The following is a 25,961-nucleotide window of genomic DNA, read 5'->3' as shown; positions in this document are numbered from 1 at the left end:
TTTGCTTTCTCCCTTTTTGAATTGCTAAAAAGTGAAGTTATGACTGCTATTAATCCTCTTCATCCTTTAATCGATCCAATGCCTAAAGCAAAAGCTGATGCACCGATTGGAATTTTTGATTCTGGTATAGGAGGATTGTCTGTTGCACAGGAGATTGCACGACATCTCCCCAAAGAACGTATTCTTTATTATGCCGATACCGCGCATGTTCCCTATGGACCACGAGATGATCAGAATATTCGTGAATTGACTGCTCAAGCGATTGAGTGGCTTTATCGACGTGGTTGTAAAATTGCTGTAGTGGCTTGTAATACAGCATCTGCTTTTAGTTTAGATTATTTGCGCGAGCATTATGGGGCAGATTTTCCCATTATTGGTTTGGTGCCAGCGCTCAAACCTGCGGTTTTGCATACCCAGTCTAAAACTGTGGCGGTACTGGCAACGCCTGCCACGTTTCGAGGAAAATTGATTCAAGAGGTAATACAAGGATTTGCAGGTCCTGCTCAGGTCAAAGTGATTGCTGTGACCTCTCTCGATTTGGTGCCTTTTGTCGAAAGCGGCGCTCAAATGAGTGCAGCATGTTTAGCCACATTAAAAGAGATTTTACAGCCTGTGGTGGATCAGGGGGCTGATTATTTGGTTTTGGGTTGTACACATTATCCTTTTTTAAAAGCTGCAATTGAGAGTATTTTTGGTCAGAAATTGACATTAATTGACTCTGGAGTACCTGTTGCGCGACAAACAGCACAAATTTTGATTAAAAATGAGTTATTATTTGAAAATGATCAAAACGAAATCGCTCGTATTGAATGTTATGTCAGTGGTAATAATGCAGAAGGCCTAAAAGTGGTGCTGCAACACCTGATTCCATCAGATTTAAGCTGGAATATTCATAACATTACGGTTGAATAAGCCTTAAAACGTAACTCATCTTTTGAAAGATACTAAAAAAATTACTTTTATATTGGGATCATCACCTTGCAATCTTTGGGAACATTAAAGACCCAAATTTTGTAGCGTGGAATTGGAAGAGGATGACCAATGCTCGATAAGCGTTATCAAATTTTTATTTCGACTTCTGGTCGTGAGATGCAGCCAGAACGTATGATTTTGGCTCAGACCTTAGTGGGCATGGGTTTTTTTTCTTGGGGATTGGAACAACGAACACCGCTTTCTACTGCGCTTGCACGTCGTCAAATTGATGATTGCGATTATGTGATCATGCTTTTGGGTAGCCAATATGGTGAGCAGTCGGTGTCGGGTGTGGGTTATATGCATTTAGAATATATTTACGCAGTGACCAAACAAAAGCCAATCATCGTTTTTATGCATGATGAACCAGCAGCAAGAGACAGCTCGTTACATGATCAAAAACCTGAGTTGCGTGAAAAATTCTCAGAATTTCGCAAATCATTACAGCACGATGTAGATCAGGTTTTTACCTATCGCAGTCTGCGTGATTTAGAAATGGCAGTGCGTTTAAATATGCCCCAAATTTTAGAGCGTTATCCTGTTTCAGGTTGGGTTCGCCCCCAGAATACTCAGTTGTTGCACGATGAAATTGATCAGCTCAAAACTAAAATTGAGCAATTAGAAACGGAAGTTGGTAAACGAGAAGTTGATCCCTTTTTATCTTTACCCAAAGTCTCGATGCATGAGTTTTTTGCTTTTGAATATCGTATGCATGCTTACCAAGATGGTAATTTTAAAGAATTAAAAATTCAAAAGAAATTAACTTGGGCACAATTGTTGGGCATTTTAGGCAGCATGTTTGTTCATCCGACACCGGAAGAGTATTTTTCGAAGTGTATAAATGATTATTTAAATGACACAGGGCTAGAAGATGCACGGCTAGAAATGCCACGTGCGCATGCGATTGCACGGTCACAAATTAATATACGCGCCTTGCACAGTATTAAAATGCAGATGCGTCAAAATGACTGGATTATTCAATCTGGACGAGATGATCGCCAACGGATGTTGTGGCAATTGACGTCAAAAGGACAAAAGTTACTTGAGAGCAATTTGTTAAACAAGTCTCAAGCGTCTGAACAGAAATCATGGCATTAATTTTTTAGAGCACCGATAGAAAACTGTTAAAGTAAAGCAGTTCATTTATGTTGGAAAAGTTTTGATGTTTTCTGCACCTCAGGCAAAAGTCACGATTATTTTGGCCAATTTAGGAACGCCAGACGAACCTACGGTTGCTGCAGTGCGTCGTTTCTTGAAGCAGTTTTTATCTGATCAGCGGGTTATTGAGATTCCGAAACCCATTTGGCAATTGATCTTACGTTTATTTATTTTACCTTTTCGTCCAAAACGTGTCGCACATGCGTATCAAATGGTATGGCGAGATGATTCACCGATGCGTGAAATTATGTTGGCGCAGGTTCAAGCAGTTCGAGAACATTTGGTTCACGCCTATCCTCAATTTGAATTAAATGTGGTGCCTGCGATGAGTTATGGTCATCCCGGTATTCAAGCTTTGCTTGACGAATTGAGTACTCATACTCAAGATCAGATTATTTTACTGCCTTTATTTCCGCAATATTCTGCGACTTCTACTGCACCGTTGTATGATGCTTTGGCAAAATGGATTCCGAAGCAACGTAATTTACCCGGCTTGACCATTATTCGTGATTATTATCAGCATCCATTGTATATACAGGCTTTGGCTCAAAGTGTGCGTGATCATTGGGCTCAATATGGACAAGCTGAAAAGTTATTGATGTCATTTCATGGGATTCCACAACCTTATGCAGATAAGGGTGATCCGTATGCAGATCGTTGTCGTATTACAGCACAACGGGTGGCAGATGCTTTAGGCTTGGGTGAGGATCGCTGGGCAATCAGTTTCCAATCGCGTTTTGGAAAACAAGAATGGGTTAAACCCTACACTGATGTTCTCCTTGAAGAATGGGGACAACAAGGCGTGAAATCGGTCCAGATTATGAGTCCAGCATTTTCTGCAGATTGTCTAGAAACCTTGGAAGAGTTAGCCATTCAAAATGCCGAAACATTTAAGGCTGCCGGTGGAATGGATTATCAGTATATTGCTGCACTCAATAGTCGTGCAGATCATCTGATCTTGCTCAATCAACTGCTTCAAGCTAATCTTGACGCCTTAACGCAGATTTTTGCCCATTAATTTTATTGAGGTTTAGCCTTTATGTTGCAAGTCAAAATTGTCCCTGTCACCGCATTTCAACAAAACTGTTCAATTGTTTGGGATGCAGAGACGAAAGAAGCAATTTTAATCGATGCGGGAGGTGACGCTGAAAATTTAAAGGCCGAAGTCGAGGCTTTAGGACTAAAGGTAAAAGCTTTATGGTTAACGCATGGACATTTAGACCATGCTGGTGCTGTGGGGCGCTTGAGTAAAGACTGGAATATTCCTGTGATTGGACCGCACAAAGAAGATGCTTTTTGGTTAGACATGATTCAAGAGGTGTCTGCTCGTTATGGTTTTCCCATTCCAGAAAAAGTTGAAGTGAACCAGTGGCTTGAAGGTGGAGAAACTTTAACCTTAGGCAAAGAAAAGTTTGAAGTCCGTTTTGCGCCTGGTCATACACCAGGTCATGTCATGTTTTATAATCAGAACTATGGGCTGCTCTGGACAGGAGATGTATTGTTTAAAGGTTCTATAGGGCGGACTGATTTTCCGCGTGGTAATCATCAACAGCTGCTAGATTCGATTCAGCGTGAATGTTTTAGCTTGCCCGATGAAACGCAATTTATTTCAGGACATGGTCCAATCAGTACCATCGGTTTTGAAAAACAGCATAATCCATTTGTGGCTGGAAAAGCGGGCTAATTTTTAAATATAAAAATTAATGGTCTGCTCATGCAGACCTTTTTTATCGCTGTTTAAAATCAATGAATTAGAATTGATCTTCTTCACGGCCACCATCAGCTTGCGGTGCATCTTGGGTCGGCAGGGTATATTCATCATTTGCCCAAGCGCCTAAATCAATCATTTTGCAGCGTTCTGAACAAAATGGACGAAATTCGTTATCTTGCCAAGTCGAAGGTTTGCCACAACGTGGGCAAGGAAAAGTACGTGGCATCTTATGCTCCAGATAAAAATGATGATTCGATTAGGCAAACACAATGGGGCTTGCTAGACTTGAGCCGATTTTTGTTAGTTTGATCTGATTATGCCAATTCGTCAATTTCAAGCACAGCGTATGCATGCGCCTCGTGACTTTCAAATGATTCGCCCAGAGCCAGTATGTGTGGAAATTGGGGCCGGTAAGGGGAAACATGCCTTATTGTTTTCAATGCAAGAGCCTGAAAAGCAATTAATTGCCATTGAACGTACACGCGAAAAATATTTGGCGATGCAAAAACAGCATTTCTTAGAAGGACAAAAAAATTTACAGCCCATTCATGCCGATGCGATGCCTTGGGTCGTGCATGCATTAATGCCTGCACAAGTTGAACAGTTTTTTATTCTATATCCGAATCCAGAACCGCATAATTCAGCGCAACGTTGGTTAAATATGCCATTTTTTGAGTTTTTATTGTCACGTTTACAAGTGGGTGGCACGATTACATTGGCCAGTAATATTGCTGAATATATTGCAGAAGCCGAACAGCAGTTAATTAATGTTTGGAAACTGCCTTTTGTAAAAGAAGTCATCAACAGTACATCAGCTCGAACGCATTTTGAAATTAAATATTTAGAACGTGGTGAACTGTGTCAACAATTGATCATCACTAAACCAACAGCTTATTCAACGCGATTTGATGATTTTATGCCGCTACAAGGTCAAGTCGTAGTTGAATCAATACCCTTACAAACTGATTTAAATAGAGGTCAATAAGGCTGTTATGAAAAAACGTGTTGCTATTATTGGTGCAGGACCAGCGGGGTTGATGGCCGCGGAAGTGTTAAGTCAATATGATTATGACGTGCATGTATATGAGCAAAAACCGTCAGCAGCACGTAAGTTCTTAATGGCAGGGAAAACAGGGCTAAATATTTCACATGCCGAGCCAATAGAACAATTTATTGAGCGTTATGATCAAGCAGCATGGCTTGAACCTTGGGTCAAACGTTGGGATGCGCAATGGATTCAGCACTGGATGAAAGGGTTAGGGATTGAGTCTTATGTTGGCTCATCTGGTCGAATCTTTCCGCTTGAAATGAAAGCTGCTCCATTATTACGTGCGTGGCTGAAAAGATTGCTTGAACAGGGAATTCAATTTCATTATCGACATCAGTGTTTGAGCTTAAAGGCTTCAATATTACAAGTAAAAGACCTATCCAATCATCAGATGACTGAGCAATATTTTGATGCCGTTGTGATGGCCTGCGGTGCTATTTCTTGGTCACAACTGGGCAGTGACGGAGCATGGCAGCAATGGTTGGCACAAAATGAAATTGAAACTTTTCAAGCCAGTAATGCAGGGGTAGAAAGAGCTTGGTCTGAATTTATGCAGCCTATGTTTGGACAACCATTAAAGCGTGTTGATGCGTGGGTGGATAATCAAGCTAAAACCACCGGTGATATTGTGATTAGTCATTATGGTTTAGAAAGTGGTTTGATTTATAAACAAGGTCGTGCACTGCGTGGACTGGTTAAAAATGGTCAAACTATGCAGTTATATCTAGATTTATTACCTGATCAAAGTATTGAGCAATTAAGCAAAAAATTAAATCCCAGTAAAAAACAATCGTTGAGTAATGTGTGGCGTAAAGCAGGTTTAGATAGTGCTAAGGCTCATTTGGTGCGTGAATTGGTGGATAAAAATCTATGGCATGAACCTTTGGCTTTAGCCAAGCAGATTAAAAATTTAGCGATTTGCTTAGATGGATTTCGTCCGATTGAAGAAGCCATTAGCTGTGCAGGCGGTATTAAACAAGAAGTCTTATCTGCCCAGTTACAACTTAAATCAAACCCTACTGTATTCTGTTGTGGGGAAATGCTGGATTGGGATGCCCCTACAGGTGGTTATTTACTCACCGCTTGTTTCGCGACTGGACGAGCTGCCGGCGAAGGTGTACATGCTTATTTGAATGATGAAATTTTTGAACGGCCGATATAATCAGTCAAAAAGCACATTTTGAAGCGCTTTTAAAATTATGCTAGTTTGGACGTCTGATTATTATTAAAAGATAGCCGTTATGTCTAAACAAAACCAATATGCAGGAAGCTGTTTGTGTGGCGGTATTCGCTATGAAATACAAGGTAAAATTGGCGAAATTGTGCAATGCCACTGTCAGCGATGTCGTAAGGCCAATGGTACTGCGTATGCAACCAATGCACCGATTCGCAAAGCAGATTTTAAAATTGTAGACGGTGAACATTTATTAAAAAAGTTCCAATCGACAGAAACCACGCAACGTTGTTTTTGTGCTAATTGTGGCTCACCGATTATCAGCATTAAAACAGAAACACCAGAGGTGTATCGTTTGAGAATTGGGACATTGGATACACCGCTTAATCACACACCGACTCATCATATTTTTTGTATTTCCAAAGCTGAATGGGAGACCATTGGTGATGCTTTGCCTCAATATGATGAGCGTCCTTAAACTATATAAAACGATGAAGCTAGAAAGAAGTTAAATCCTCTTTTTTATGAATTAGAATCAAGCGTTTCATGTTTACTTGGAGCTGGGTATTGTGACTGCCAATATTCAAGTTGTTCTTGTGCATGTAAAAAACCACCCAGACCTTTGACTTGATCTTGTGAAAGTTTTATTTTATCGGCTTTGCTCGTGGTCTGCTCATGATATAGTTTGGCCTGAGTTTGCCAATATTCAGCGATTAATCCTTGGATATAGCGGCCTTGTTCAGTTTTTAAATCCAAATCTTTCAGCATAGTTAAAGCAGATTGAACATTATCGCGTTTACGATTATGGGCAAAATCATCCGTTAATTCGCCAGACTCTTGCATTTTGCTCAGCTCATCTTCCATATCATCACTCATTTGTGTAAAGCGAGTATCGAAGTCGGTCAGAAGGGCAATATCGTGCAGGTCATCTGGCATCTTTTCAAATGCTTTTACAGGTTCAGTAATTAACTCCTGCATGACTTTATCCTGAGCTTCAATACTGCTATTTTCCGTTGAGCTATTTTTACTGTTATCGCAGGCAATCAATAGTAAGCTTGAACATAATAAAAATGGCAAACGTAAGTATTTCAATTGCTGTTTTATCATGATAAATCCTTCATTTCGGGTCAATTTTTTTAAAATTATAGGCATACGTCACATAAGGGAAAATAATTTCATCTTGTGGATGCCGTCCTGTGTACTGCAAAACAATGTGTTCAAATTGCTGTTTTAAATGTTGCTGTTGTTGTTCTGGCATGGCAGCAATAAAACTGGTGGAAAGCAAACGCTTAGACACCACATTTTCTACCGTACCGACATGATGCTGGGTAAATGTGTGCACATTTACCCATTCAAATAACGATTGATGCTCAAACACCGCTTGCCATTGACCACTATGATAACGTGGTGTGTTACTCTCCAAAGGCTGTAACAGATCTGCAAGGGCTTTGACCCAATCGACCTGTATATCGCGTTGATTCCAGATCAGTGCCAAATGTCCCTCAGGTTTTAAGACTTGATGAATTTGTTGTAATGTTTCAAAATTGGCAAACCAATGAAATGATTGAGCACAAACAACTGCATCGATACTGTTTGCTGTTACGGGTAAAGCATTGCTACAGGCTTGTAGCGTTTCGATGTGTGGATAGCTTATTTTTAATTGAGCTAACATTTCTGCAATAGGCTCAATCGCAGTAATATGCGGCGTTACTTGTTGGAGATAGGCTAAAAATTTGCCAGTACCCGCACCAAGATCAATCACTTGCGATGTTGGATTGAGATGAAGCTGATTTTTTAGCCAGTCGACCAGCTCTTGTGGATAACTCGGACGGCTCTGTTGATAAAGTTCTGCAGCAGAACTGAAGCCTTTTTGAGCAGTAGGATGGAGTGATTGTGTCATATTTTACGCTTTTTAATCTGCTGAGCATCTATAAAATAACATAATCGTTTTTCGTAAATAGGCAAGCTGTCTATTTGTTTTATTGATACACAAAACAAGGGCCGATTTGCTTCGGTGTGGAAATGGAAAAACACATTATTTTTGAAGACGAACAAATTCGTGCCATATTTTTAAAAGGCTCATCTGATGCGTTGATTTTTTCTTTTGGCGATTTAATTACCCGTGCTAAAGGGTTATCAATCAATGCCGAAAAATCACTTGCTAAACATGAGTTTAATGTCATTGGGATTATGCCTAAGCAGAAATCTTGGTTTCCTGAAAGTTCAATCCTTGCAATGTTTGCAGCCATTGAAGATTTCATTGCACCCTTTAAAACCCGTATTGGCTATGGCGGTTCTATGGGTGGGTACGCAGCGATCAAATATTCGGCTTTATTGCAGCTTGATCGGGTAGTGGCACTGGTCCCCCAGTACTCGATTAATCCAGATCAGGTTGAAGACTTACGCTATAACATGTTTTTCCATGCTGAACTAAATGCCACTATGCAGATTCAAGCGCATGATGTTTCTGCTGAGTGCGAATACATTGTGGTTTACGATCCGTATTGCGAGGAAGATCGTGCACATTACTTGAAACTAGAACAGGTTTTGCCGCAGATACAGACATTAAATTTACCCTTTACTGGGCATGATGCGATTGCTGTTTTAGCCAGTTCGGAACTTTTAAACGATTTCTTGCTACATGAATTTGATGCGCCTTATTTTTATCAAAAAATCCGTCAAGTTAAAAAGAACAGTAAGTTTTATTATCGTAAAGTCATCGAAAATTTATTACCGAGACATAAAAATGCCTTAGGTTCGATTTTAATTAACAATGATTTACAGTTAGATCATCAATTTTTTGATCCAAAACTGAAACAACATTTACTCAGAGCCTTACTGAGTAATAAGCAAGTCAGTCAGCAAGATCTGTTAAAGTTAGGCATACAGGTCAATTTGCCACAAGAAAATCGCAGCCAACTTTTGGATTATTTTGGTCACGGCTTAGTTTTTAATGTGATTAGCCAAAAAATTGAAAGCTATGCTGCCAGCGCCATCGCTTTAAATCATAAGTTTCTCATTCCGATTTTTGCCAAAGGGAGTGGTTTGGTTCAGATTAATTTGAATGATGAGCGCTATGTAGTCGCGATGAACGATCGTCAAGTCATGAAATTATTTAAAGAACAGGATGCTTTAACTGTGGGCATGCATCCGATTGTCATAAAGAAATACAGTGATTTTTATTTGCTCAGTTATAAGCATTTAAACTTGAGCACCAATGAATATGGCAATCACGATTTTATTGAAGATAGCCCTGAAACCACGCAGTTTGTGACTCAATCGGAACAACTTCAATCAACTTTAAATATTTAAAAAAGTTTTCAGATACCTCGACTTTGGTCTAATTTTTAACCACTTGCTTTATGTTTTAATCGGGCTAAGATAGAAAATATAAGGTGAGTAGTGTAGCTCTTATAAATTAAACAAGAAAAAGGCGCTGAAGGATGAGTCGTGATTTTGTATTGTTTTTATGTTTAGCATTATGTTTCTTAACCCTATTATTTGCGATGATGCGCTATCAACCTGATCTGACTTATTTGATTATGGGAAGCGGATTAGGGGTGGTTCTGGCACTTGGTCTGTATGTCTTTTTTGAAGTTCGAAAATCTATTCAATTATGTATCACTCAGCCCACCAAGTAGTGGGTTTTTATATTGAAGTTTAAAAGAGCAAAGCAAAAAATTCGTTTGTATAAAAAATCATGAATCGCTCATTTTAACGGTAGCGCAGGAAAAGCTGAATGAAAGCGGTATTTTTAGATTATGACTCTTTAGATCAACATGATTTGGATATCAGTGCACTAAAAGCAGTTTTTACTGAACTTATTTTATTTCCGAGCACGCAATCATCTGAAGTTTTAAACCGTGTACAAGATGCGAATGTGATCATCAGTAATAAAGTCATGGTCGATGCTCAAACTCTTCAGCAATGTCACAATTTAAAACTGATCTTGATTTGCGCGACGGGCACGAACAATATTGATTTGGTCCAAGCCAAAGAACAGGGTGTTGTGGTATGTAACTGTCAAGGTTATGGAACATCTGCGGTTGCGCAACATACGTTGATGCTCATGTTAGCTTTGGCGACTTCTGTATTAAAATATGATCATGCAGTAAAACAAGGCCAATGGAATCAGGCTTCACAATTTTGTTTACTGGATTTCCCCATTATTGAACTCAGCGGTAAAACACTGGGAATTATTGGCTATGGAGAATTAGGCAAAGCCGTGGCTCAGCTAGCACAAGCATTCGGTATGAATATTCTGATAGGTTCCCTGCCAAATCGTCCTGCTGATGATCAACGTGTGCCATTTATGGAGCTTTTGCCCCAAGTTGATTTTTTAACCTTGCATTGTCCTTTAACAGAACATACTTGCGATTTAATCAATACCGCAGCTTTGAATCTTATGAAGCCAAGTGCATTTCTAATTAACTGCGCGCGTGGCGGAATTGTGAATGAAACTGCACTTGCCAACGCTTTGCGCCAAGGTGAAATTGCGGGAGCTGCAACAGATGTGCTGACGATTGAACCTCCTAAAACAGGCAATGTACTCTTGGCCGATGATATTCCTAACCTGATCATTACTCCGCATAGTGCATGGGGTAGTGTAGACGCACGGCAACGTATGGTTCAGCAAATGCTTGAAAATGTGATTGCCTTTAAAGCAGGACAACCGATTCGTCAGGTCAATTAACTACTTTTAGAGCTTTTAAGCGAATAATCAAACCACAATTTATAGATGAATAATTAATTGGTCATACTACGATTTTGCGAAGAAGGTAGTTGTACCGCAGGTGCTGACTCTGGCGCAAAGGTCACCTCGGTCGAAGACTGGCTCAAAGGATGTGAAACAATTGGCGCAGGCTGCTGATCAGGACTCCCCATAATTCCTACTTTGGCATCATTTACTTTTTGGTTAATTGTCGCCGCAGCGTGTTGCGATTTTTCTTTGGCAACCGCAGTTGTTTCAGTACCCAATACTTTGGTTTCTTCCCACACATTGGCAACTTTTGGTCTTATTTTTTCAATTCCTTTTTGCGCAGCCTGATCAACTTTTGTGGCTGTACTTTGCGCAGTTTGTTGAGCTTTATGGCCTAACACTTTAAAAATATTGGGATTGTCGCCATAAGGAACATCTGTTGTATGTGTAGATACAGGCGTAGATGATGCTGTTTGATGAAGTGGAGTTTGAGCCAAGAGGGACATTGAAGCTAAAATGGTGCTGCTTATCATGAGCGTTTTTATCATTTTCATGGCGATGATTCTTCCGTTAAACAATGATTTTTTCAAATAATCACTTTAAAATAATATCGACTTAATTTCTATTTAGCCTGACAGCAATTGAGCTGATGAATACAGTAAATCATGATGAGTTTGGCTTAAAGACTCAAAAATAATATAAAAATATAAAAAATGAGGTACAGAACAAGTACATCAAAATGAACTTTTCCTATACCCCATCGTAATTAAAAATTATTTAGAGTGTCCAATCCCAGCTTCTGTAGAAATACCCACATTGGCTTTTGCTGCTGGCGTATTTAACTCAACATTGGTTTTACCATTGACATGCGCATCGCCTGAATGAGAGCTCACAGCATCTTTACCTTTTTGCCATTTTTCACTGGCATATGTTTTGGTTTGATCTGCTTTCTTCACGGTTGCATCTTTCACTTTTTTTGCTTTATTTTCGACTGCTTGAGACTTTTCAGCACTAAAGTCTTTGGTGTTTTCCCATGCATTTTTAGTGACAGTTCGGGTTTTGTCCACCCCTTTTTCTACACCGTGATCCACTTTTACAGCTGTATTTTGAATGCCATGTCCAGCTTTATGCGCGGTATTTTGAATGCCATGTCCAGCTTTATGCGCGGTATTTTTTACCCCTTGCGTCACATTATGCAAAATACTAGGTTGCTCAGTTTTAATATCTGCTGTTGCGTTGACCGAGGTGTTCGCAAATAGAGGGCTAGTGGCTAAAAGTGCCGTGGTAATTAGAGTGATTTTAAGCATTTTCATTTTTTGAATTTATCCTATAGAACTCAGCTCGACTATGCACCGAGTGATCAGAGGAAATCATCATAATGTGTTTTAGGAAAAAATCATGAGCCTGAGATTAAACTCACACGTTTATGCAACAGCGCATTAACACTTCGGCAAGAAATGTGAAGAGAACTAATCATTTCAAATTATTTAATATATTGAATATTAAGGTTTTTATTAATTTCTTATTTTTAAAAATATACAATTCATATTTTAGAGAAGAATCCTAATGAGTATAAAAACAGATTCAGCTGAAGATTAAGGCAGGGGAAGATTGAATCACTCAATCAAAAATGAATCAGTGATTCGTAAATACATCAGTTACATTGTGCTAAAGCATCTTTATGGAAGTGATTACGGAGGATCAAAAAGTTTTTTTGTACTTCTGCTGCATGTAAGTCAAAATTGGCTGCTGTACTTGAACCATCCTGAGCAAATGTTGCAGAACCACCCGAAATAAGGGTTAAGCCTTTAAATGACCATTGTTCAACTGACTTTCCTGTTGCCAAATTGCCTGTAAATTCGATCACACATTTATCTGTAAATTTGGTGAGTTTAGCTTTGTTGTTGGTGGTTTCAGGATAGACTTCCAAATTTTGGACTTCTTGCAAGACCCCTGTTGCAAGCTGTGGAATTTTAGGCGCAGATGTACACGCTGTAAGGGCAATACCCGCAAGAGCAGTCAAAGTAAGCATTTTAAGTTTCATAAGATTCTTTCTTGTTGAGTGTTGTAAGTTGAGTATAGGGAATTAGATATAGGTTTCAAATAGAAAACATCAAATAGTCTGCTTTTGAAGATTAATTTTAACTTGATTTAAGGAATATTTTTTCTATTTATTGCTTTAATAATTTAGAGAAACTTTATTAATTATTTCTAGTATGATATTGAAATTTAAGAGACTATTTTATGAAAAAAGAAATTATAAATTATATTATAGTTTATCTTCTTATCTATTTGATTTTAACTTTAATTTACGGGGGTATCCAAAGATTTCTGATATGTACAGATATGTATGGATTTGACTGTGCTTTTAGTGAAGTAAAAATTTTAGCTTTTCTCACAGTTCTTAGTTATGTGCTGACACCTATAGTTGCAATTGTAGGTTTTATTTCTTGGAAGGAGCAGCACAATAAGAAAATACAAAATGAAATTATTCAAACAGCTCTTAATGATCTGAATTTTTGTCGGGTTCAATTGGATTGCTTCGTATTGGCTCTATTCAGTAATGCTGAAGTTAATCCTAAAGAATGTGACAAGCTCCCTGAGAGCATAACTCCTCAATTATTTTTGAAAACTGATGCAAGTTTTCATGACTATATTAAGAGTTTTTATATGTCTACATCTACACTAGATGTGGCTTTAAATAGTTTTGAGAAAGAATATAAGCAATACGATAAAACTAGAGGAACATATCAATACGAAAATGGGATGATACAAAGTTATATGGAGATAAATTATAAAATAAAGGATCTTGGACAAATCATATTACATCAATATCAATCTCATTATTTAGAAACCAGTAATGAAGAATTTGAACATTATATTTATACAACTGCTTTACATTCAGAGGATTTGAGAGCCTATCATGATAAAATAATTAATTATTTACATGGTCATAATAAGGCTTAATTTTTCTTTGGATTCAGTGTGAGTCAAAATAAAAACCCCACTAACTTATAGCGGGGTTTTGTTTAAACTTCAAGAATTCAAGCTTAGTGCTGCAATACCGAAATATCCGCCACTTTCGTAAATAAATCACGGAGCTGTACAAGCAGACGTAAACGGTTAGCTTTCAATTCTGCATCATCAGCCATCACCATAACGCTGTCAAAGAATGCATCAACAGGCGCACGTAAAGCAGCAAGCTTAGACAATGCTTCTGTATATTCTTTGGAAGCAAATAGCGGCTCAACTTCAGGTGTGATTTTAGCAAGTACGGCAAACAATGCTTTTTCAGCATCTTCTACCAAGTTCGCTTCAACCACATTACCTGTAGGCGCAGCTTCTTTTGCCAAAATGTTAGCCACACGTTTGTTGGCAGCAGCAAGCGCAGCCGCTTCAGGTAAATTACGGAAGTGATTGACTGCATTTACACGCTTGTCAAAATCAAGTGGAGATTTTGGAGACAAGGCTTGAACTGCTTGAATCACGTCAACCGCCACACCTTGGTCTTCGTATTTGGCACGGTAACGACCTTCAAGGAATGCAACAGCGTCCGCCAAAGTCTTGGCATGATCTGCAACAACATCGCCATAAGCATTCAGCGCAAGTTTGATGAGTTCTTCAATTGACACATCTAGCTCTTTTTCAGTCACTAAACGTAAAATACCAATCGCAGAACGGCGTAATGCAAACGGGTCTTTCGAACCTGTTGGTGCTTGACCGATCCCAAAAATACCAGTCAATGTATCTAAACGATCGGCAAGGGCAATCGTTGTGCCTGTTTTAGTTTTTGGTAAAACATCACCTGCGAACTTCGGTAAGTATTGCTCACCCAAAGCATCGCTGACTTCAGTATTTTCACCTTCAAGACGTGCGTAATACGTCCCCGCAATGCCTTGAAGCTCTGGGAACTCACCCACAAGCTCAGAGGTTAAGTCACATTTTGCAAGCAGAGCTGCTTTTTCAGCATCAGTTGCATTTGCACCTGTAATGGGTGCAAGTGCTACCGCGAGTTTTGCAATACGTGTCGATTTATCCCAAAGCGTACCCAATTGTGCTTGGAACACCATGTTGGCTAATTTTTCTTTACGAGACGCAAGCGGTTGCTTTTGATCTTGTAAGAAGAAGAATTCAGCATCAGACAAACGTGGACGAACCACTTTCTCATTGCCTTCAATGATTTGAGCTGGGTCTTTAGACTCAATGTTTGAAACAGTAATGAAATACGGTTGAAGCTTGTTATCGCTATTGACCAAACAGAAGTACTTTTGGTTGTCTTGCATCGTCGTAATCAAAGCTTCTTGCGGTACGGCAAGGAAACGCTCTTCAAAACTTGCACGAAGCGCAACAGGCCATTCAACCAATGCCGTCACTTCATCACGAAGATCGCTTGGTACAATGGCAATCGCATTTACTTCATCTGCAAGTGCTTTTACTTGATCATCAATAATAGATTGACGTTCTTCAAAGTTTGCAACCACATACGCTGCTTTTAACTTCGCTAGGTATTCATCTGCATGCGTTAAAGTAATGGCTTCAGGTGCATGGAAACGATGACCAAAAGTCACATTGCCTGCTTTATGATCCTGAATGGTTGCTTCAATCACATCATTGTCTTTCAGTAATACGACCCATTTCACAGGGCGCACGAATTCAGTACGGCTAGCCGCAGAACGCATACGTTTTGCAATTGGAAGATTGTCCAGCGCATTTTGTAAAATTTGAGGTAAAAGAATATCAAGGCTTTGACCTTTCACATCTTTTAAGTAGCACACTTTTTCAACTTTACCCGCTTGAAAAGTCGTGACTTGCTCTACAGTGATGCCCTGACCACGCATAAAGCCTTCAAGCGCCTTGGTTGCATTGCCTTCAGCATCAAAAGCGGCTTGTTTAGCAGGGCCGTCAAAGCGTTTTTGTGTATCTGCTTGTGCACCATCAACGTCTACAATTTTAAGTGCCAAACGACGAGGTGCTGCATAAGCTTCGATAGAATCAAATGCAAGACCTGCATCTTTCAAGCCTTTCACTGTTTCAGTATGCAAAGCATCACGTAATTTTTTTAAGCTTTTTGGTGGAAGTTCTTCACAGCCCAATTCGAACAAAACGGTATGTTTAGACATTATTTGCTCTCCTTGTTTGCTTCTTTCGCTTCTGCTTCAACTTGTGCTTTTAACTGTGCCAAAACTTCATCACGAAGTTCAGGCTCTGCCATTGGGAAACCGAGTTTCGCACGAGCAGCCACATAACTTTGTGCAATTGAACGCGCCAAAGTACGTACACGTAAGATATAACGTTGACGCTCAGTGACTGAAATTGCACCACGTGCATCGAGCAAGTTAAAGCTATGCGATGCTTTGATGACTTGTTCATAAGCGGGAAGTGGAAGTTCTGCTTCAATTAAGCGTGTTGCTTCCGCTTCGTAGAAATCGAACAATTCAAACATTTTTTCAACGTTTGCGTATTCGAAGTTATAAGTCGATTGTTCTACTTCGTTTTGATGGAACACATCGCCATAAGTCACAGTACCAAACTGACCTTTAGTCCAAACCAAATCATAAACAGAGTCTACACCTTGTAAGTACATCGCAAGACGCTCAAGACCATAGGTGATTTCGCCTGTGACTGGGTAGCACTCCACACCGCCGACTTGTTGGAAGTACGTGAACTGAGTCACTTCCATACCGTTTAACCAAACTTCCCAACCTAAGCCCCAAGCACCGAGTGTTGGAGATTCCCAATTGTCTTCGACAAAACGAATGTCATGAACGAGGGGATCAATACCAATGGCTTTTAAAGAATCTAAATAAAGCTGTTGGATGTTGTCTGGATTTGGCTTCAACACCACTTGGAATTGGTAGTAGTGCTGCAAGCGGTTTGGGTTTTCGCCATAACGGCCATCTTTGGGACGACGTGACGGTTGAACGTAGGCTGCATTCCAGGTTTCAGGCCCTAAAGCACGAAGGAAGGTCGCTGTGTGGAATGTTCCTGCGCCCATTTCCATATCGTAAGGTTGTAAAATAACGCAACCTTGTTCAGCCCAGTAGTTTTGTAAGGCAAGAATTAAGCCTTGAAATGTATCAATATGCGATATGGCGCGACTCATGGTCATCCACTTAAAATTAGAGAAAAATTGTGCTCAATTATAAGGGCTTTGATGGTGGGTGGCAAAGGATATAGATTAAGTTGCTCGATTTTCATCTGAGTGTATAGATTTAATCATAGAAAGTTTTAAAGATTGATATTTTCGGCTCAGTAAATTATCAGACTCTCTCAACATAATAGAATGATTAAATCAAAAAATAACAATGGATTACGAGTGGGGATTCACCAACATGGTTCAAGACTAAGCGCTTCGAGATGTATATAAAAATATAAAATAAATACATCTTATAAGATGATCACTTTATAATGGTTTCATTCGTTAAAACAATCCTTAAGGCAAACAGTGTTTCACTCTAAAGCAGACTGGCTGAATACCCTAAAACCTAATTTTAAAGTCCTCCCCTTAAAAGACCGATTACTGTGTGGAATAGGTGCTCTGCTCGGACTTGCACTTTCATCCTTGATCAGCTGGTGGGTGCTAGGTGATATTAATGCGTGGTATATCGCACCCATGGGGGCTTCTTCAGTATTGTTATTTGCTGTGCCTGCTAGTCCCTTGGCACAGCCATGGAATATGGTGGTCGGAAATAGCATTGCAGGTATTATTGGCGTGACCTGTGCACTGTATATTCCAAATTTAACCGAAGCTTTTAGTGTTGCCGTAGGTCTGTCTATTATTTTAATGATGACGACCGATTCGCTGCATCCACCCAGTGGGGCAGTCGCTATTACCGCTGTATTGGGCGGCGATGTGGTACATCAGTTGGGTTATCATTTTATTTTTTATCCAGTTTTACTCAACTCTCTTTTATTACTGGTTATCGCGATTGGATTTAATCGGCTCTTGGGTAAACAGTATCCAAACGTTGCGCAAATCAATCAGCGTTCAAAGGATCCAACGCCCACTCAAAAAGTTACCATTCAACCGCAAGATATTCAGGATGTGTTAGAGCATCAAACCGAGTTACTCGATATTAGTGAATATGACCTGCAAAAAATTATTTTAGAGGCACAGGAAATTGCCAATTCACGATCAATTAATCATTATGTCTGTCAAGATATTATGACCAAAGATGTGATTGTGCTGCATGCAGAAGACGATATTCATGAAGCATTAGATAAATTTAAAAATGTAAATTTAATGAGTTTACCCGTGGTCAATGCACAAGAAATTTTGGTCGGCACTTTGGCATTGTATGAAGTAGTGGAATGGTTCAAACGGGCAGCAGATCCTAAAGCCACATGGGAACACCGGGTGCGCCATATTATGAACCCGAAAGTGGTTACTGTGCAGCCTTTACAGCCTATTCAAGATTTGGTGCCTTACTTTGTTGAGCGCTCGTTTAATTATATTCCAGTCGTTGATAAACAACATTTGGTGGGCATCATTAGCCGTGCAGATATGATCGCTGTCTTAAATCAACAACTCATTCAAGTAAAACAGCAATCATAAATAGAAACTAAAAAAAGCTACGACTATTTGGGGCAAAAGTCGTAGCATAAAACAGGAATAGACTAAAAGAATTAAGGTTAAGTTTTTCAATCTCGGTTTACAGTACGAATAGGATTTTGATAGCCTTCAGCCGCATCTATTTGAAAAGGTTTTTTAGGCATAATTAGCCATAAAACCAAATAAACCAAAATGCCAGGAAATGCAGCACTCATGATTGAAATAATCACGAAAATAGTGCGTAACAAATTTGCATTCCAACCAAATCGTTCAGCAATACCACCCATTACCCCAGCAATCATATTTTGTCGGTGAGAGCGATATAAACCAACATTGGCCATCTAAATCTCCTTAAAAGGTGAAGAATAAAATATCTTTATAATAAATAGATGGTGCTTTAAATGACCTTTTAAAGCCATTAAATAGAGAAAATGGTTAAGTTATGTAACCAATAGTGAATTCTCTGCACGCTGCACATAAACTGCCAGCCTACGCATTATTGGGTTTTATTTTTTTAAAAAATTACACATTATAAGAGTATGAGCAGCTATTAAACTGCGAATGTAATCAGCTCTGTAGTGATATTCTGAGCGGATTAAGGGAAGATTTAACTCACTTTAAGGAAGAAGGATTTGTACTTGTCAATCTGCTATTTTCGCTGGGGTTTAGTCTTTATTGCTTTGGTTGGGATGATGGCCTGTGATTCTAGCGGAGTGGTAGAAAGTTTTTCTCAAAATCCGAATAAATCTCCCCAGTCGCTCGAAGCTGAACAAGCCAAAACGCTCATAGAGATTGCGGGTCAAGCCACTCTTCCTGCAATGACACATGCGCGGAAATCACCCATTAAATCTTATGAAAAACCTTTTATTGGCCGCTATCATGCCCATATTCCATGTGATGATAATTTTGTGCCTTGTGCCTTGTGCTGCGGGAACGGCAGAATATATTTTAAACCTCAGTGCTGACGGTTCGGTGCATCGAAGTATTGTGCAGTTTGGTAAAGTATTTGCTGAGAATACTCAAACAGATTCGCGCAATGCAAATTATCGCCGTGATACATGGTCTATCAATTTGGAGAAAACGGAATTGGTGGTACATCGCAAGGATGGGGTAAATTTCTATTATGATATTCAAGACCCACAGCATTTGATTATGAATTTGGACAAAATTAATCGAGAAAACTCAGGTGGGGATAAATATTACTTTAAACAGGGTTATCGTAAACCTTTAAAAGCCTATGTATTGCTCAAGGATTAACTGGAATTTAAAAAATGTGGATCAATAAAATACAATTTTAGTTGAGTAAATATTAAAAATAGACTTTCACTCAATCAACGCTGAGTCGATAAAATATGAATTTATACAGTTACATTATTCTTTAGTGTCACTTGCTTGGATGAATCAAAAAAATTAAACATGATTTGAAATAGAGTGTTTACGCAAAAAAATCTCAAACGAGAGAAGATATAACGAGAATTGAGTTGAGAAAAACTTTGAGATAAATGGTGGGTCGTCCGCGATTCGAACGCGGGACCAACGGATTAAAAGTCCGCTGCTCTACCAGCTGAGCTAACGACCCATTTAAAGATTGCTTTAAAAGCTAGAAAACTTCAGGTCAGAAGTTTTAGAAGATGGTGGGTCGTCCGCGATTCGAACGCGGGACCAACGGATTAAAAGTCCGCTGCTCTACCAGCTGAGCTAACGACCCATCTCTAGGTGATCAAAATAAGTGGTGGGTCGTCCGCGATTCGAACGCGGGACCAACGGATTAAAAGTCCGCTGCTCTACCAGCTGAGCTAACGACCCTAACAACATTCAAGAAGTACTTGAATGTACAGTGTAAGAAAATTAAATTTTCTCAACACCACTTTGTTTTGATGTCGCGTATTGTAGCAAGATATCAATCGAGCGCAAGTAAAAAATAGCAAACTTGTTGATGTTTGATTATAAATACAACAAATTTGCCGAATCGACTGCAAAAAACCAATATTTGAATTAAAAGCGGTATTGATAAGCTTCAATATTGCTAAATATTTCTGGCGTCAGATCACAATATCCTGTGGCATTTGGAAGCAAAACCAGCAAGCGCTCATCATTTTTATTTGGGTCAAAAGATTGTTCTTTTAACTTATTTTTTTGATATTTGAATGTTCCCGTGGTTTCAACTTGCTTTTGAATACGTAAAAAAACAGGAACGGCATAGGCAGGTACGCATTTTTTAAACTGAGTCGCCATCTGTTGCAGATCTTGCTCGGTTAATGTTGTACCTTCAGACAAAGTGATGGCAGCCATTCCGGCGCGACCATTAGTATTCGGAATTTCAACCCCATATACGACTGCTTCAGCAATTTTTTCATATTCACTGACTGCATTTTCAACTTCAGTGGTGGAAACATTTTCACCTTTCCAGCGGAAAGTATCACCTAAGCGATCAACAAATTGAGCGTGACGGAAACCAATATCACGTACTAAATCACCCGTATTGAAAAATGAATCGCCGTGTTTAAATACATCCTTCATGATGACAGATTTGTTTTTTTCAGGGTCGGTATAACCATCAAAAGGAGAGCGACGGGTGATTTTTCCAATCAATAAGCCGACTTCACCTTTTTTAACTTTTTTACACCAGCCTTTAGCATCTTTTACTGGGCTATTGCTTTCTTTGTCAAATTCTACAATGGCATATGGTGTCGGGGAGAAACCGACGGTATTATCAAAATTAAAGACATTGCTAAAACCCACATTGCCTTCACTTGAGGCATAGAGTTCGAGAATTTCTTCCACTCCAAAGCGTGCTTTATATTTATCCCAAATATTCGGACGCATCCCATTACCAATCATTTTTTTGACACGATGTCGTTGTTCATTTTCAGAAGTGGGTGCATCCATCAAGTAACGACACAACTCACCGACATAACCGATGGCTGAAGCATCAAATTTTTGGACATCTTTCCAAAATGAAGAGGTCGAGAATTTTCGACGTAGAGCCAATGTTGCATGACCTGCAATCACGCCACACCAACAGACCACAATTCCAGTGGCGTGATACAGCGGCAAAGTCACATACATGACATCATTTTTATTCAGATTTAAGACATGACCATACGTGCCGTAGGCCAAAGTCCAACGACTGTGAGTAAAAATGACCGCCTTTGGTAAGCCTGTCGTACCTGAAGTATAAATATAAAATAAACCATCTTTGCCTTGAACAGTATGCGTTGTTGGCGTATTAAATTTTGGAAAATGATCAATTTTCTCTGCTAAATTACGCCAGCCTTTAGGTGCTGTACCTGGCTCAATACGAGTTGGCTGGTCTGCAAACCAGTGAAAACGGTCTGTTCCAACGTTTAAATCAGAGCGTACTTCTTCTATTGCAGCACGGCATTCTTCGCCAGCAATCACAGCAATAGGTTTAACCAGATTAATACTGTGGGTCAATGCCTTAGCTGTTTGTGAGGTATTGACCAAAGCGGTGGTCACCCCAATTTTGGCTAAAGCAATGACTGTAGCCAAAAGCTCAGGACGGTTTTCCACCATGACTGCAATCACGTCGCCTTTACGTGCACCAATTGATAAATAAAAATGTCCAATCTGATTGGCCCATTCATTCAGTGCTTGATAACTGAATTTTTGTTCTTCAAATAATAACGCCATTCCATGTGGATTGTGCTTAACGGCTTTCTCAAAAGCGATACCTAGACCTGTCGCTGTCGTTGGTGTACGTAAGTAAGCTTGTTTTAGGCCACTCAATAAATGAGGAACTTTATTGATCAGTTTAGGTAATTTTGTGGCAACATCAGTAAGCTTAATTAGATCACTTTGCGGGTTGTGGTTCATAAGAATCCTATCTATTTGTCATAATCCAATATATTTAATTGTTTGCGTTTCTAGGTACAGCTGTCTTTCTAATCGTTTAATCGTAGTGCAATCAACCTAATTTGACAAAAATAACAAAAAAAACCCAGTCACCGAAATGACTAGGTTTTTTTATTTTACTGCATTAGAGCGAATTAAGACTCGCTTGCAGGCGTTGCTTTCTTCGGTGGACGGCCGCGTGGACGACGAGGGCGTACAGGTTTGTCTGCCTCATCCTCTGTTTCGGGTTTGTCTGCATCCGATTTTGGTTCAGCCAAAGCTTGTACATCTTGAGCGGCATCGACTGCCAACTCCGTTTGTATAGGTTTTTCAGCGACTACTTTTGCATTGGGTGCTGCTTTTACAGGCTGAACAGTAGGCGTTGGCTCTGCTACGGTTTCAGGTGTTTCAGTCACCTCAACAACGGGTGTTTCGTCTATTGCTGATTTTTGCTCAACTTCAACCTTGCTTTCACTAGATGGGGTTTCATCTGGCACTGCTTTTCCAGCTGAAGGTTCGCTATGCGATTGCTTAGCTTGCTCTAAAGCTTGTTCTGCAGCCAATTTTGCCAAACGACGACGCTCACGTGGATCATTGGCAACACGGTTGTCTGAAACAGTGCTTGGTGGTGTTAAATCTAACACTGGGGCAGGTTCAGCTTCTGGTGTCGCTTTGGTGATAGCAACATCACGTGTCACGGGTTGTGCTGCAACATCCGTTTCAGTTTCCTGATGCGAAAGAGTGGCTGCATATTGCTCAGTAAATTTAACCAAGGCACGATTGAACGTTGGAATTAAACCAAATTGTTCAATTAAAACGGAACAATCTTCACCATAGACATGGCGAATTAAACTACCCACAGTGTACTGCCCCAAAGTTGGAACTTGAGATGGGTTTAGTTTTGGTGCTTGGGCTTGTTTTACTTGAGCGCCACGTTTCTGGCGACGACGCATACGTGGATCATTACTCGCGCGCTGATCAGCAGAACCTACTTGTTTTGACTCTGGTTTTGATGGAGCAATTGCTGCTTTTTCCGCTACTGCTGCAACTGGGGTTTGAGTCACTACTTCTTTAGATTCAACTGGTGCAGATTGCACAACAGGTGCTTCAGCAATGGGTTTTGCTGAGTGAAGTGCCACAATTTCACTTTTCGCTTCATCAATATTGACCATCAATGCAGTTGGCATAACCTGCTGACGAGGTGCGTCAATCACTTCAACTTTAGGTGATTGCTCCGTTGCTGTTGGTAATGCGCTTACCACAGTTTCAGGTGCGATTTGCTCATTCAGAACGCTCTGATCGCGATGACGATTTGGGCGATTCGGACGTTGCTGGTTATTACGGTCACGGCGCGGAACTGCATTTTGTTCGGTTGGAGTATCCGAATTTTGCTGTTCTACCTGTTGACGTCGAACTGGACGTTTATTTTCACGTGAGTCCTGACGTGCTTCATGGCGTTGGTCTTGGCGCTGTTCATGACGTTGGTCTTGGCGCTGTTCATGACGTTGCTCTTGACGAGGAGCTTGAACAATTTCTTCATGCACTTGGTTATGTTGATTGTCATGTTGAACTTGTTCGCGTTGCTCTTTTGGCTTGTTTACGCGTTTTTTATTATGGCGTTGCGATTTTTCTTCTTTATCAGAATAACGATCGTTCACTTCACGTTGTTCTGGTTTCGGAGGAGTAGGCGCACTTGGAGCCAAATAAGCATTGTTATTTGCCGTTGAAACAGGGGTGTGAGCAACAGGCACAGACGCTGCAACTTGGCCAAATTGTCCGCGACTAACAGCACCACCATTAACCATTTGTTCAATTGCTGCGGCTGCATTATTGGCTGAACGTGACTGATCTATAGTCGCTGCTTGTTTTTGTACAAACAGGTTTTCAAGCCAAGCGCATGGACTGGTTGATGGTACAGCAGGCGCAATCGCTTGATGTTGTGTTTGAGCTGCCTGTTGATGTTGTGGCTGCTTTTTGTTATTGCGCTCTGATTGTTGTACTGTTTGAGCGGTATTTTGAACGTGTTGTTCTTCTTCTAAATGCCATTCAGAAGATTCATAACCCAATTCTTTTTCACTTGAACGCGTTGCTTCTGTGCGTTCATAGCTAGTCGGTGCAAAGCCTTCAGCATTATAAGTGATTTCATAATGTGGCGTTTCTAAGTGCGGATGGGGCAACACAGTGACACGTACATTTGAGGTTTGTTCTAAATAAACCAAAGTATGACGTTTTTCATTCAACAAAAATGCTGCAATTTCAACTGGAACTTCAACTTGAACTTCACCATGACGCTCACGAAGCGCAATTTCTTCAACTTTACGCATAATTGAGAGTGAAAGAGAGCGTAAGTCACGCACCATACCTGTGCCATGACAACGTGGGCACACATAACCTGTTGCTTCTTCAAGCGATGGACGTAAGCGTTGACGGCTCATTTCCATTAAACCAAAACGAGACAATTGGCCGAATTGAATACGAGCACGGTCGCTTTGCGTTGCTTCACGAAGTTTCGCTTCAACCATACGCTGGTTGCGATCTTTGGTCATGTCGATAAAATCGATCACCACTAGACCGCCAATATCGCGTAAACGTAGTTGGCGCGCGATTTCTTCTGCCGCTTCTAAATTAGTACTTAAAGCCGTATCTTCAACGTCATGACCACGTGTCGATTTTGCTGAGTTAATGTCAATTGACACCAAGGCTTCAGTTTGATCAATTACGATTGAACCACCAGATGGCAGTTTAACTTCGCGTTCATAAGCGGTTTGAATTTGGCTTTCAATTGCAAAATGAGCAAATAATGGCTCATTTAAAGTATAAGTTTTTAGTTTTTCTAATTGGCGTGGCATCACTGCTTTTACGAAGTTATAAGCCTCGTTATAAGCTTGTTCGGAGTCAATTAAGATTTCTGCAACATCATCACGTAAATAGTCACGAATAGCACGTGTCACCACGCCTGCTTCTTGATGAACTAACATTGGCGATGGGCCAGAACTTGCTGTGGTTTGGATTTGTGCCCAAAGATCCATCAAATGTTGTAAATCGAGTTGTAATTCTTCTTGCGAACGACCAATACCAGCAGTACGTACAATTACACTCATGCCGCGTGGAATATTGAGTGATGCCAGCATTTCTTTCAATTCTTCACGAACTGAACCTGAAATTTGACGACTAATACCGCCACCTTTTGGGTTGTTTGGCATAAGGACCAAATAACGACCCGCAAGTGAAATAAAAGTAGATAACGCTGCACCTTTATTGCCTCGTTCTTCTTTTTCCACTTGCACTAAAAGTTCAGTACCTTCAGTGATTAATTCGCGGATATTTGAAGTTTGGCGAGGGTCTGCTTTGTAATATGAGTTTGCGATTTCACGCATTGAGAGAAAGCCTTGACGACCTGCACCGTATTCAACAAAGACAGCTTCTAAAGAAGGTTCAACGCGAGTCACGTGACCTTTATAGATATTGGATTTTTTTTGTTCACGGGTACGATTCTCTAAATCAAAATCGTAAAGACGCTGACCAGTGACAAGTGCAACGCGAATCTCTTCGGCATGTGTTGCATTAATCAACATACGTTTCATGGGTGTAACACCTAATAGCGATACACAACAAAACATCGCTATTCACGTAGCGAACACCATACATTAAGGATCAACACCCAGATCTCAAAATACTACAATTGTGGTCTGAGCTTTTTTACCGGCCTTTTTTGTTGGGCTTCGGTTTTTGATGTCCATATTGATGATGGCAATACGGCTTTAATCATGAGTTGATTAAAGTAACCTAAAC

25 protein-coding genes and 3 tRNA genes are annotated in these 25,961 nt (G+C 40.0%); 14 read left to right on the top strand and 14 right to left on the bottom strand.

All coding sequences use genetic code 11. The annotated features are described in order from the left end of the window. Nucleotides 1–39 precede the first annotated feature (39 nt). The 4 genes from murI (at nucleotide 40) to H0S58_RS11960 (ending at nucleotide 3,814) form a co-directional block, all read left to right on the top strand. Nucleotides 40–912, top strand: coding sequence for a glutamate racemase (gene murI / locus H0S58_RS11975; RefSeq protein WP_195726629.1), 873 nt, complete (start codon nucleotides 40–42; stop codon nucleotides 910–912). A 129-nt stretch (nucleotides 913–1,041) separates the two neighbouring features. Next, entirely contained in the window at nucleotides 1,042–2,070 is a 1,029-nt protein-coding gene (locus H0S58_RS11970) for a DUF4062 domain-containing protein (protein WP_195726628.1), read from the top strand. Nucleotides 2,071–2,134: 64 nt separating this feature from the next. After that, the gene (hemH, locus tag H0S58_RS11965) at nucleotides 2,135–3,148 is read left to right on the top strand and encodes a ferrochelatase (RefSeq protein ID WP_195726627.1); all 1,014 of its coding nucleotides are present in this window, start codon (nucleotides 2,135–2,137) and stop codon (nucleotides 3,146–3,148) included. Nucleotides 3,149–3,169: 21 nt separating this feature from the next. After that, entirely contained in the window at nucleotides 3,170–3,814 is a 645-nt protein-coding gene (locus H0S58_RS11960; RefSeq protein WP_053578888.1) for an MBL fold metallo-hydrolase, read from the top strand. Between the two features lie 67 nt (nucleotides 3,815–3,881). Here the strand turns inward: H0S58_RS11960 and H0S58_RS11955 are convergent, their stop codons facing one another. Further along, nucleotides 3,882–4,067, bottom strand: a complete 186-nt coding sequence (locus H0S58_RS11955) for a DNA gyrase inhibitor YacG (RefSeq protein ID WP_092718489.1) — start codon at nucleotides 4,065–4,067, stop codon at nucleotides 3,882–3,884. Between the two features lie 84 nt (nucleotides 4,068–4,151). Here H0S58_RS11955 and H0S58_RS11950 point away from each other — a divergent pair, with 84 nt between their 5' ends. The 3 genes from H0S58_RS11950 (at nucleotide 4,152) to H0S58_RS11940 (ending at nucleotide 6,541) form a co-directional block, all read left to right on the top strand. Continuing rightward, a complete protein-coding gene (locus H0S58_RS11950) occupies nucleotides 4,152–4,826 on the top strand; it encodes an SAM-dependent methyltransferase (RefSeq protein ID WP_195727617.1) in 675 nt (224 codons plus the stop codon). 7 nt (nucleotides 4,827–4,833) lie between these two features. After that, nucleotides 4,834–6,051 (top strand): TIGR03862 family flavoprotein, encoded by a 1,218-nt coding sequence (locus H0S58_RS11945; RefSeq protein WP_195726626.1) that lies wholly within the window; start codon nucleotides 4,834–4,836, stop codon nucleotides 6,049–6,051. A 79-nt stretch (nucleotides 6,052–6,130) separates the two neighbouring features. After that, a complete protein-coding gene (locus H0S58_RS11940; RefSeq protein WP_195726625.1) occupies nucleotides 6,131–6,541 on the top strand; it encodes a GFA family protein in 411 nt (136 codons plus the stop codon). 44 nt (nucleotides 6,542–6,585) lie between these two features. On the opposite strand, the gene H0S58_RS11935 is transcribed toward H0S58_RS11940, so the two are convergent. Further along, complete coding sequence (locus H0S58_RS11935) at nucleotides 6,586–7,170, bottom strand: hypothetical protein (protein WP_195726624.1); 585 nt, start codon at nucleotides 7,168–7,170, stop codon at nucleotides 6,586–6,588. A 10-nt stretch (nucleotides 7,171–7,180) separates the two neighbouring features. Beyond that, the gene (locus H0S58_RS11930) at nucleotides 7,181–7,963 is read right to left on the bottom strand and encodes a class I SAM-dependent methyltransferase (RefSeq protein WP_195726623.1); all 783 of its coding nucleotides are present in this window, start codon (nucleotides 7,961–7,963) and stop codon (nucleotides 7,181–7,183) included. Nucleotides 7,964–8,085: 122 nt separating this feature from the next. On the opposite strand from H0S58_RS11930, the gene H0S58_RS11925 reads away from it, so the two are divergent. From H0S58_RS11925 to H0S58_RS11915, 3 genes are all read left to right on the top strand, one after another. Beyond that, the gene (locus tag H0S58_RS11925; protein ID WP_195726622.1) at nucleotides 8,086–9,375 is read left to right on the top strand and encodes a hypothetical protein; all 1,290 of its coding nucleotides are present in this window, start codon (nucleotides 8,086–8,088) and stop codon (nucleotides 9,373–9,375) included. A 131-nt stretch (nucleotides 9,376–9,506) separates the two neighbouring features. Beyond that, nucleotides 9,507–9,704: a hypothetical protein gene (locus tag H0S58_RS11920; protein WP_195726621.1), complete on the top strand. Its 198-nt coding sequence runs from the start codon at nucleotides 9,507–9,509 to the stop codon at nucleotides 9,702–9,704. A gap of 98 nt (nucleotides 9,705–9,802) precedes the next feature. Continuing rightward, on the top strand, nucleotides 9,803–10,756 hold the full coding sequence (locus H0S58_RS11915; protein WP_195726620.1) for a 2-hydroxyacid dehydrogenase: 954 nt from the start codon (nucleotides 9,803–9,805) through the stop codon (nucleotides 10,754–10,756). Between the two features lie 53 nt (nucleotides 10,757–10,809). On the opposite strand, the gene H0S58_RS11910 is transcribed toward H0S58_RS11915, so the two are convergent. The 3 genes from H0S58_RS11910 to H0S58_RS11900 all read right to left on the bottom strand — a co-directional run bounded on the left by H0S58_RS11910 (nucleotide 10,810) and on the right by H0S58_RS11900 (nucleotide 12,806). Then, nucleotides 10,810–11,316 carry a hypothetical protein gene (locus H0S58_RS11910; RefSeq protein ID WP_193893251.1) on the bottom strand — a complete coding sequence of 169 codons (507 nt, stop codon included), beginning with the start codon at nucleotides 11,314–11,316 and terminating at the stop codon, nucleotides 10,810–10,812. 219 nt (nucleotides 11,317–11,535) lie between these two features. Next, the gene (locus tag H0S58_RS11905) at nucleotides 11,536–12,075 is read right to left on the bottom strand and encodes a hypothetical protein (protein WP_195726619.1); all 540 of its coding nucleotides are present in this window, start codon (nucleotides 12,073–12,075) and stop codon (nucleotides 11,536–11,538) included. 341 nt (nucleotides 12,076–12,416) lie between these two features. Beyond that, nucleotides 12,417–12,806: a hypothetical protein gene (locus H0S58_RS11900; protein ID WP_053578877.1), complete on the bottom strand. Its 390-nt coding sequence runs from the start codon at nucleotides 12,804–12,806 to the stop codon at nucleotides 12,417–12,419. 200 nt (nucleotides 12,807–13,006) lie between these two features. Here H0S58_RS11900 and H0S58_RS11895 point away from each other — a divergent pair, with 200 nt between their 5' ends. Then, the gene (locus tag H0S58_RS11895) at nucleotides 13,007–13,729 is read left to right on the top strand and encodes a hypothetical protein (RefSeq protein ID WP_193893258.1); all 723 of its coding nucleotides are present in this window, start codon (nucleotides 13,007–13,009) and stop codon (nucleotides 13,727–13,729) included. Nucleotides 13,730–13,812: 83 nt separating this feature from the next. On the opposite strand, the gene glyS is transcribed toward H0S58_RS11895, so the two are convergent. Further along, complete coding sequence (glyS, locus tag H0S58_RS11890; RefSeq protein ID WP_193893261.1) at nucleotides 13,813–15,882, bottom strand: glycine--tRNA ligase subunit beta; 2,070 nt, start codon at nucleotides 15,880–15,882, stop codon at nucleotides 13,813–13,815. Continuing rightward, nucleotides 15,882–16,865: a glycine--tRNA ligase subunit alpha gene (glyQ, locus tag H0S58_RS11885; RefSeq protein ID WP_053578874.1), complete on the bottom strand. Its 984-nt coding sequence runs from the start codon at nucleotides 16,863–16,865 to the stop codon at nucleotides 15,882–15,884. The genes glyS and glyQ overlap by 1 nt, the downstream gene beginning before the upstream one ends. A gap of 342 nt (nucleotides 16,866–17,207) precedes the next feature. Here glyQ and H0S58_RS11880 point away from each other — a divergent pair, with 342 nt between their 5' ends. Continuing rightward, entirely contained in the window at nucleotides 17,208–18,317 is a 1,110-nt protein-coding gene (locus H0S58_RS11880; RefSeq protein WP_195726618.1) for an HPP family protein, read from the top strand. Nucleotides 18,318–18,403: 86 nt separating this feature from the next. On the opposite strand, the gene H0S58_RS11875 is transcribed toward H0S58_RS11880, so the two are convergent. Next, a complete protein-coding gene (locus H0S58_RS11875) occupies nucleotides 18,404–18,655 on the bottom strand; it encodes a PspC domain-containing protein (RefSeq protein ID WP_195726617.1) in 252 nt (83 codons plus the stop codon). Nucleotides 18,656–18,952: 297 nt separating this feature from the next. Between H0S58_RS11875 and H0S58_RS11870 the strand changes: the two genes are divergently transcribed. After that, on the top strand, nucleotides 18,953–19,279 hold the full coding sequence (locus H0S58_RS11870) for a hypothetical protein (protein ID WP_195726616.1): 327 nt from the start codon (nucleotides 18,953–18,955) through the stop codon (nucleotides 19,277–19,279). After that, nucleotides 19,230–19,571, top strand: coding sequence for a hypothetical protein (locus H0S58_RS11865; RefSeq protein WP_195726615.1), 342 nt, complete (start codon nucleotides 19,230–19,232; stop codon nucleotides 19,569–19,571). The genes H0S58_RS11870 and H0S58_RS11865 overlap by 50 nt, the downstream gene beginning before the upstream one ends. Nucleotides 19,572–19,817: 246 nt before the next feature. Here H0S58_RS11865 and H0S58_RS11860 read toward each other — a convergent pair. The 5 genes from H0S58_RS11860 to H0S58_RS11840 all read right to left on the bottom strand — a co-directional run bounded on the left by H0S58_RS11860 (nucleotide 19,818) and on the right by H0S58_RS11840 (nucleotide 25,753). Beyond that, nucleotides 19,818–19,893 (bottom strand) — tRNA-Lys (locus tag H0S58_RS11860). A 53-nt stretch (nucleotides 19,894–19,946) separates the two neighbouring features. Beyond that, a tRNA-Lys gene (locus tag H0S58_RS11855) sits at nucleotides 19,947–20,022 on the bottom strand. Between the two features lie 22 nt (nucleotides 20,023–20,044). Beyond that, nucleotides 20,045–20,120: transfer RNA gene (locus H0S58_RS11850), tRNA-Lys, on the bottom strand. A gap of 189 nt (nucleotides 20,121–20,309) precedes the next feature. Further along, nucleotides 20,310–22,151: a long-chain-acyl-CoA synthetase gene (locus H0S58_RS11845; protein WP_195726614.1), complete on the bottom strand. Its 1,842-nt coding sequence runs from the start codon at nucleotides 22,149–22,151 to the stop codon at nucleotides 20,310–20,312. Between the two features lie 173 nt (nucleotides 22,152–22,324). Further along, entirely contained in the window at nucleotides 22,325–25,753 is a 3,429-nt protein-coding gene (locus H0S58_RS11840; protein WP_195726613.1) for an Rne/Rng family ribonuclease, read from the bottom strand. Nucleotides 25,754–25,961: the final 208 nt, after the last annotated feature.

Source organism: Acinetobacter sp. TTH0-4 (genome assembly GCF_015602665.1).
Taxonomy (GTDB): Bacteria; Pseudomonadota; Gammaproteobacteria; order Pseudomonadales; family Moraxellaceae; genus Acinetobacter; species Acinetobacter albensis.
The sequence above is the reverse complement of the archived record's forward strand: the minus strand, read 5'-3'. Positions and strand labels throughout refer to the sequence as shown.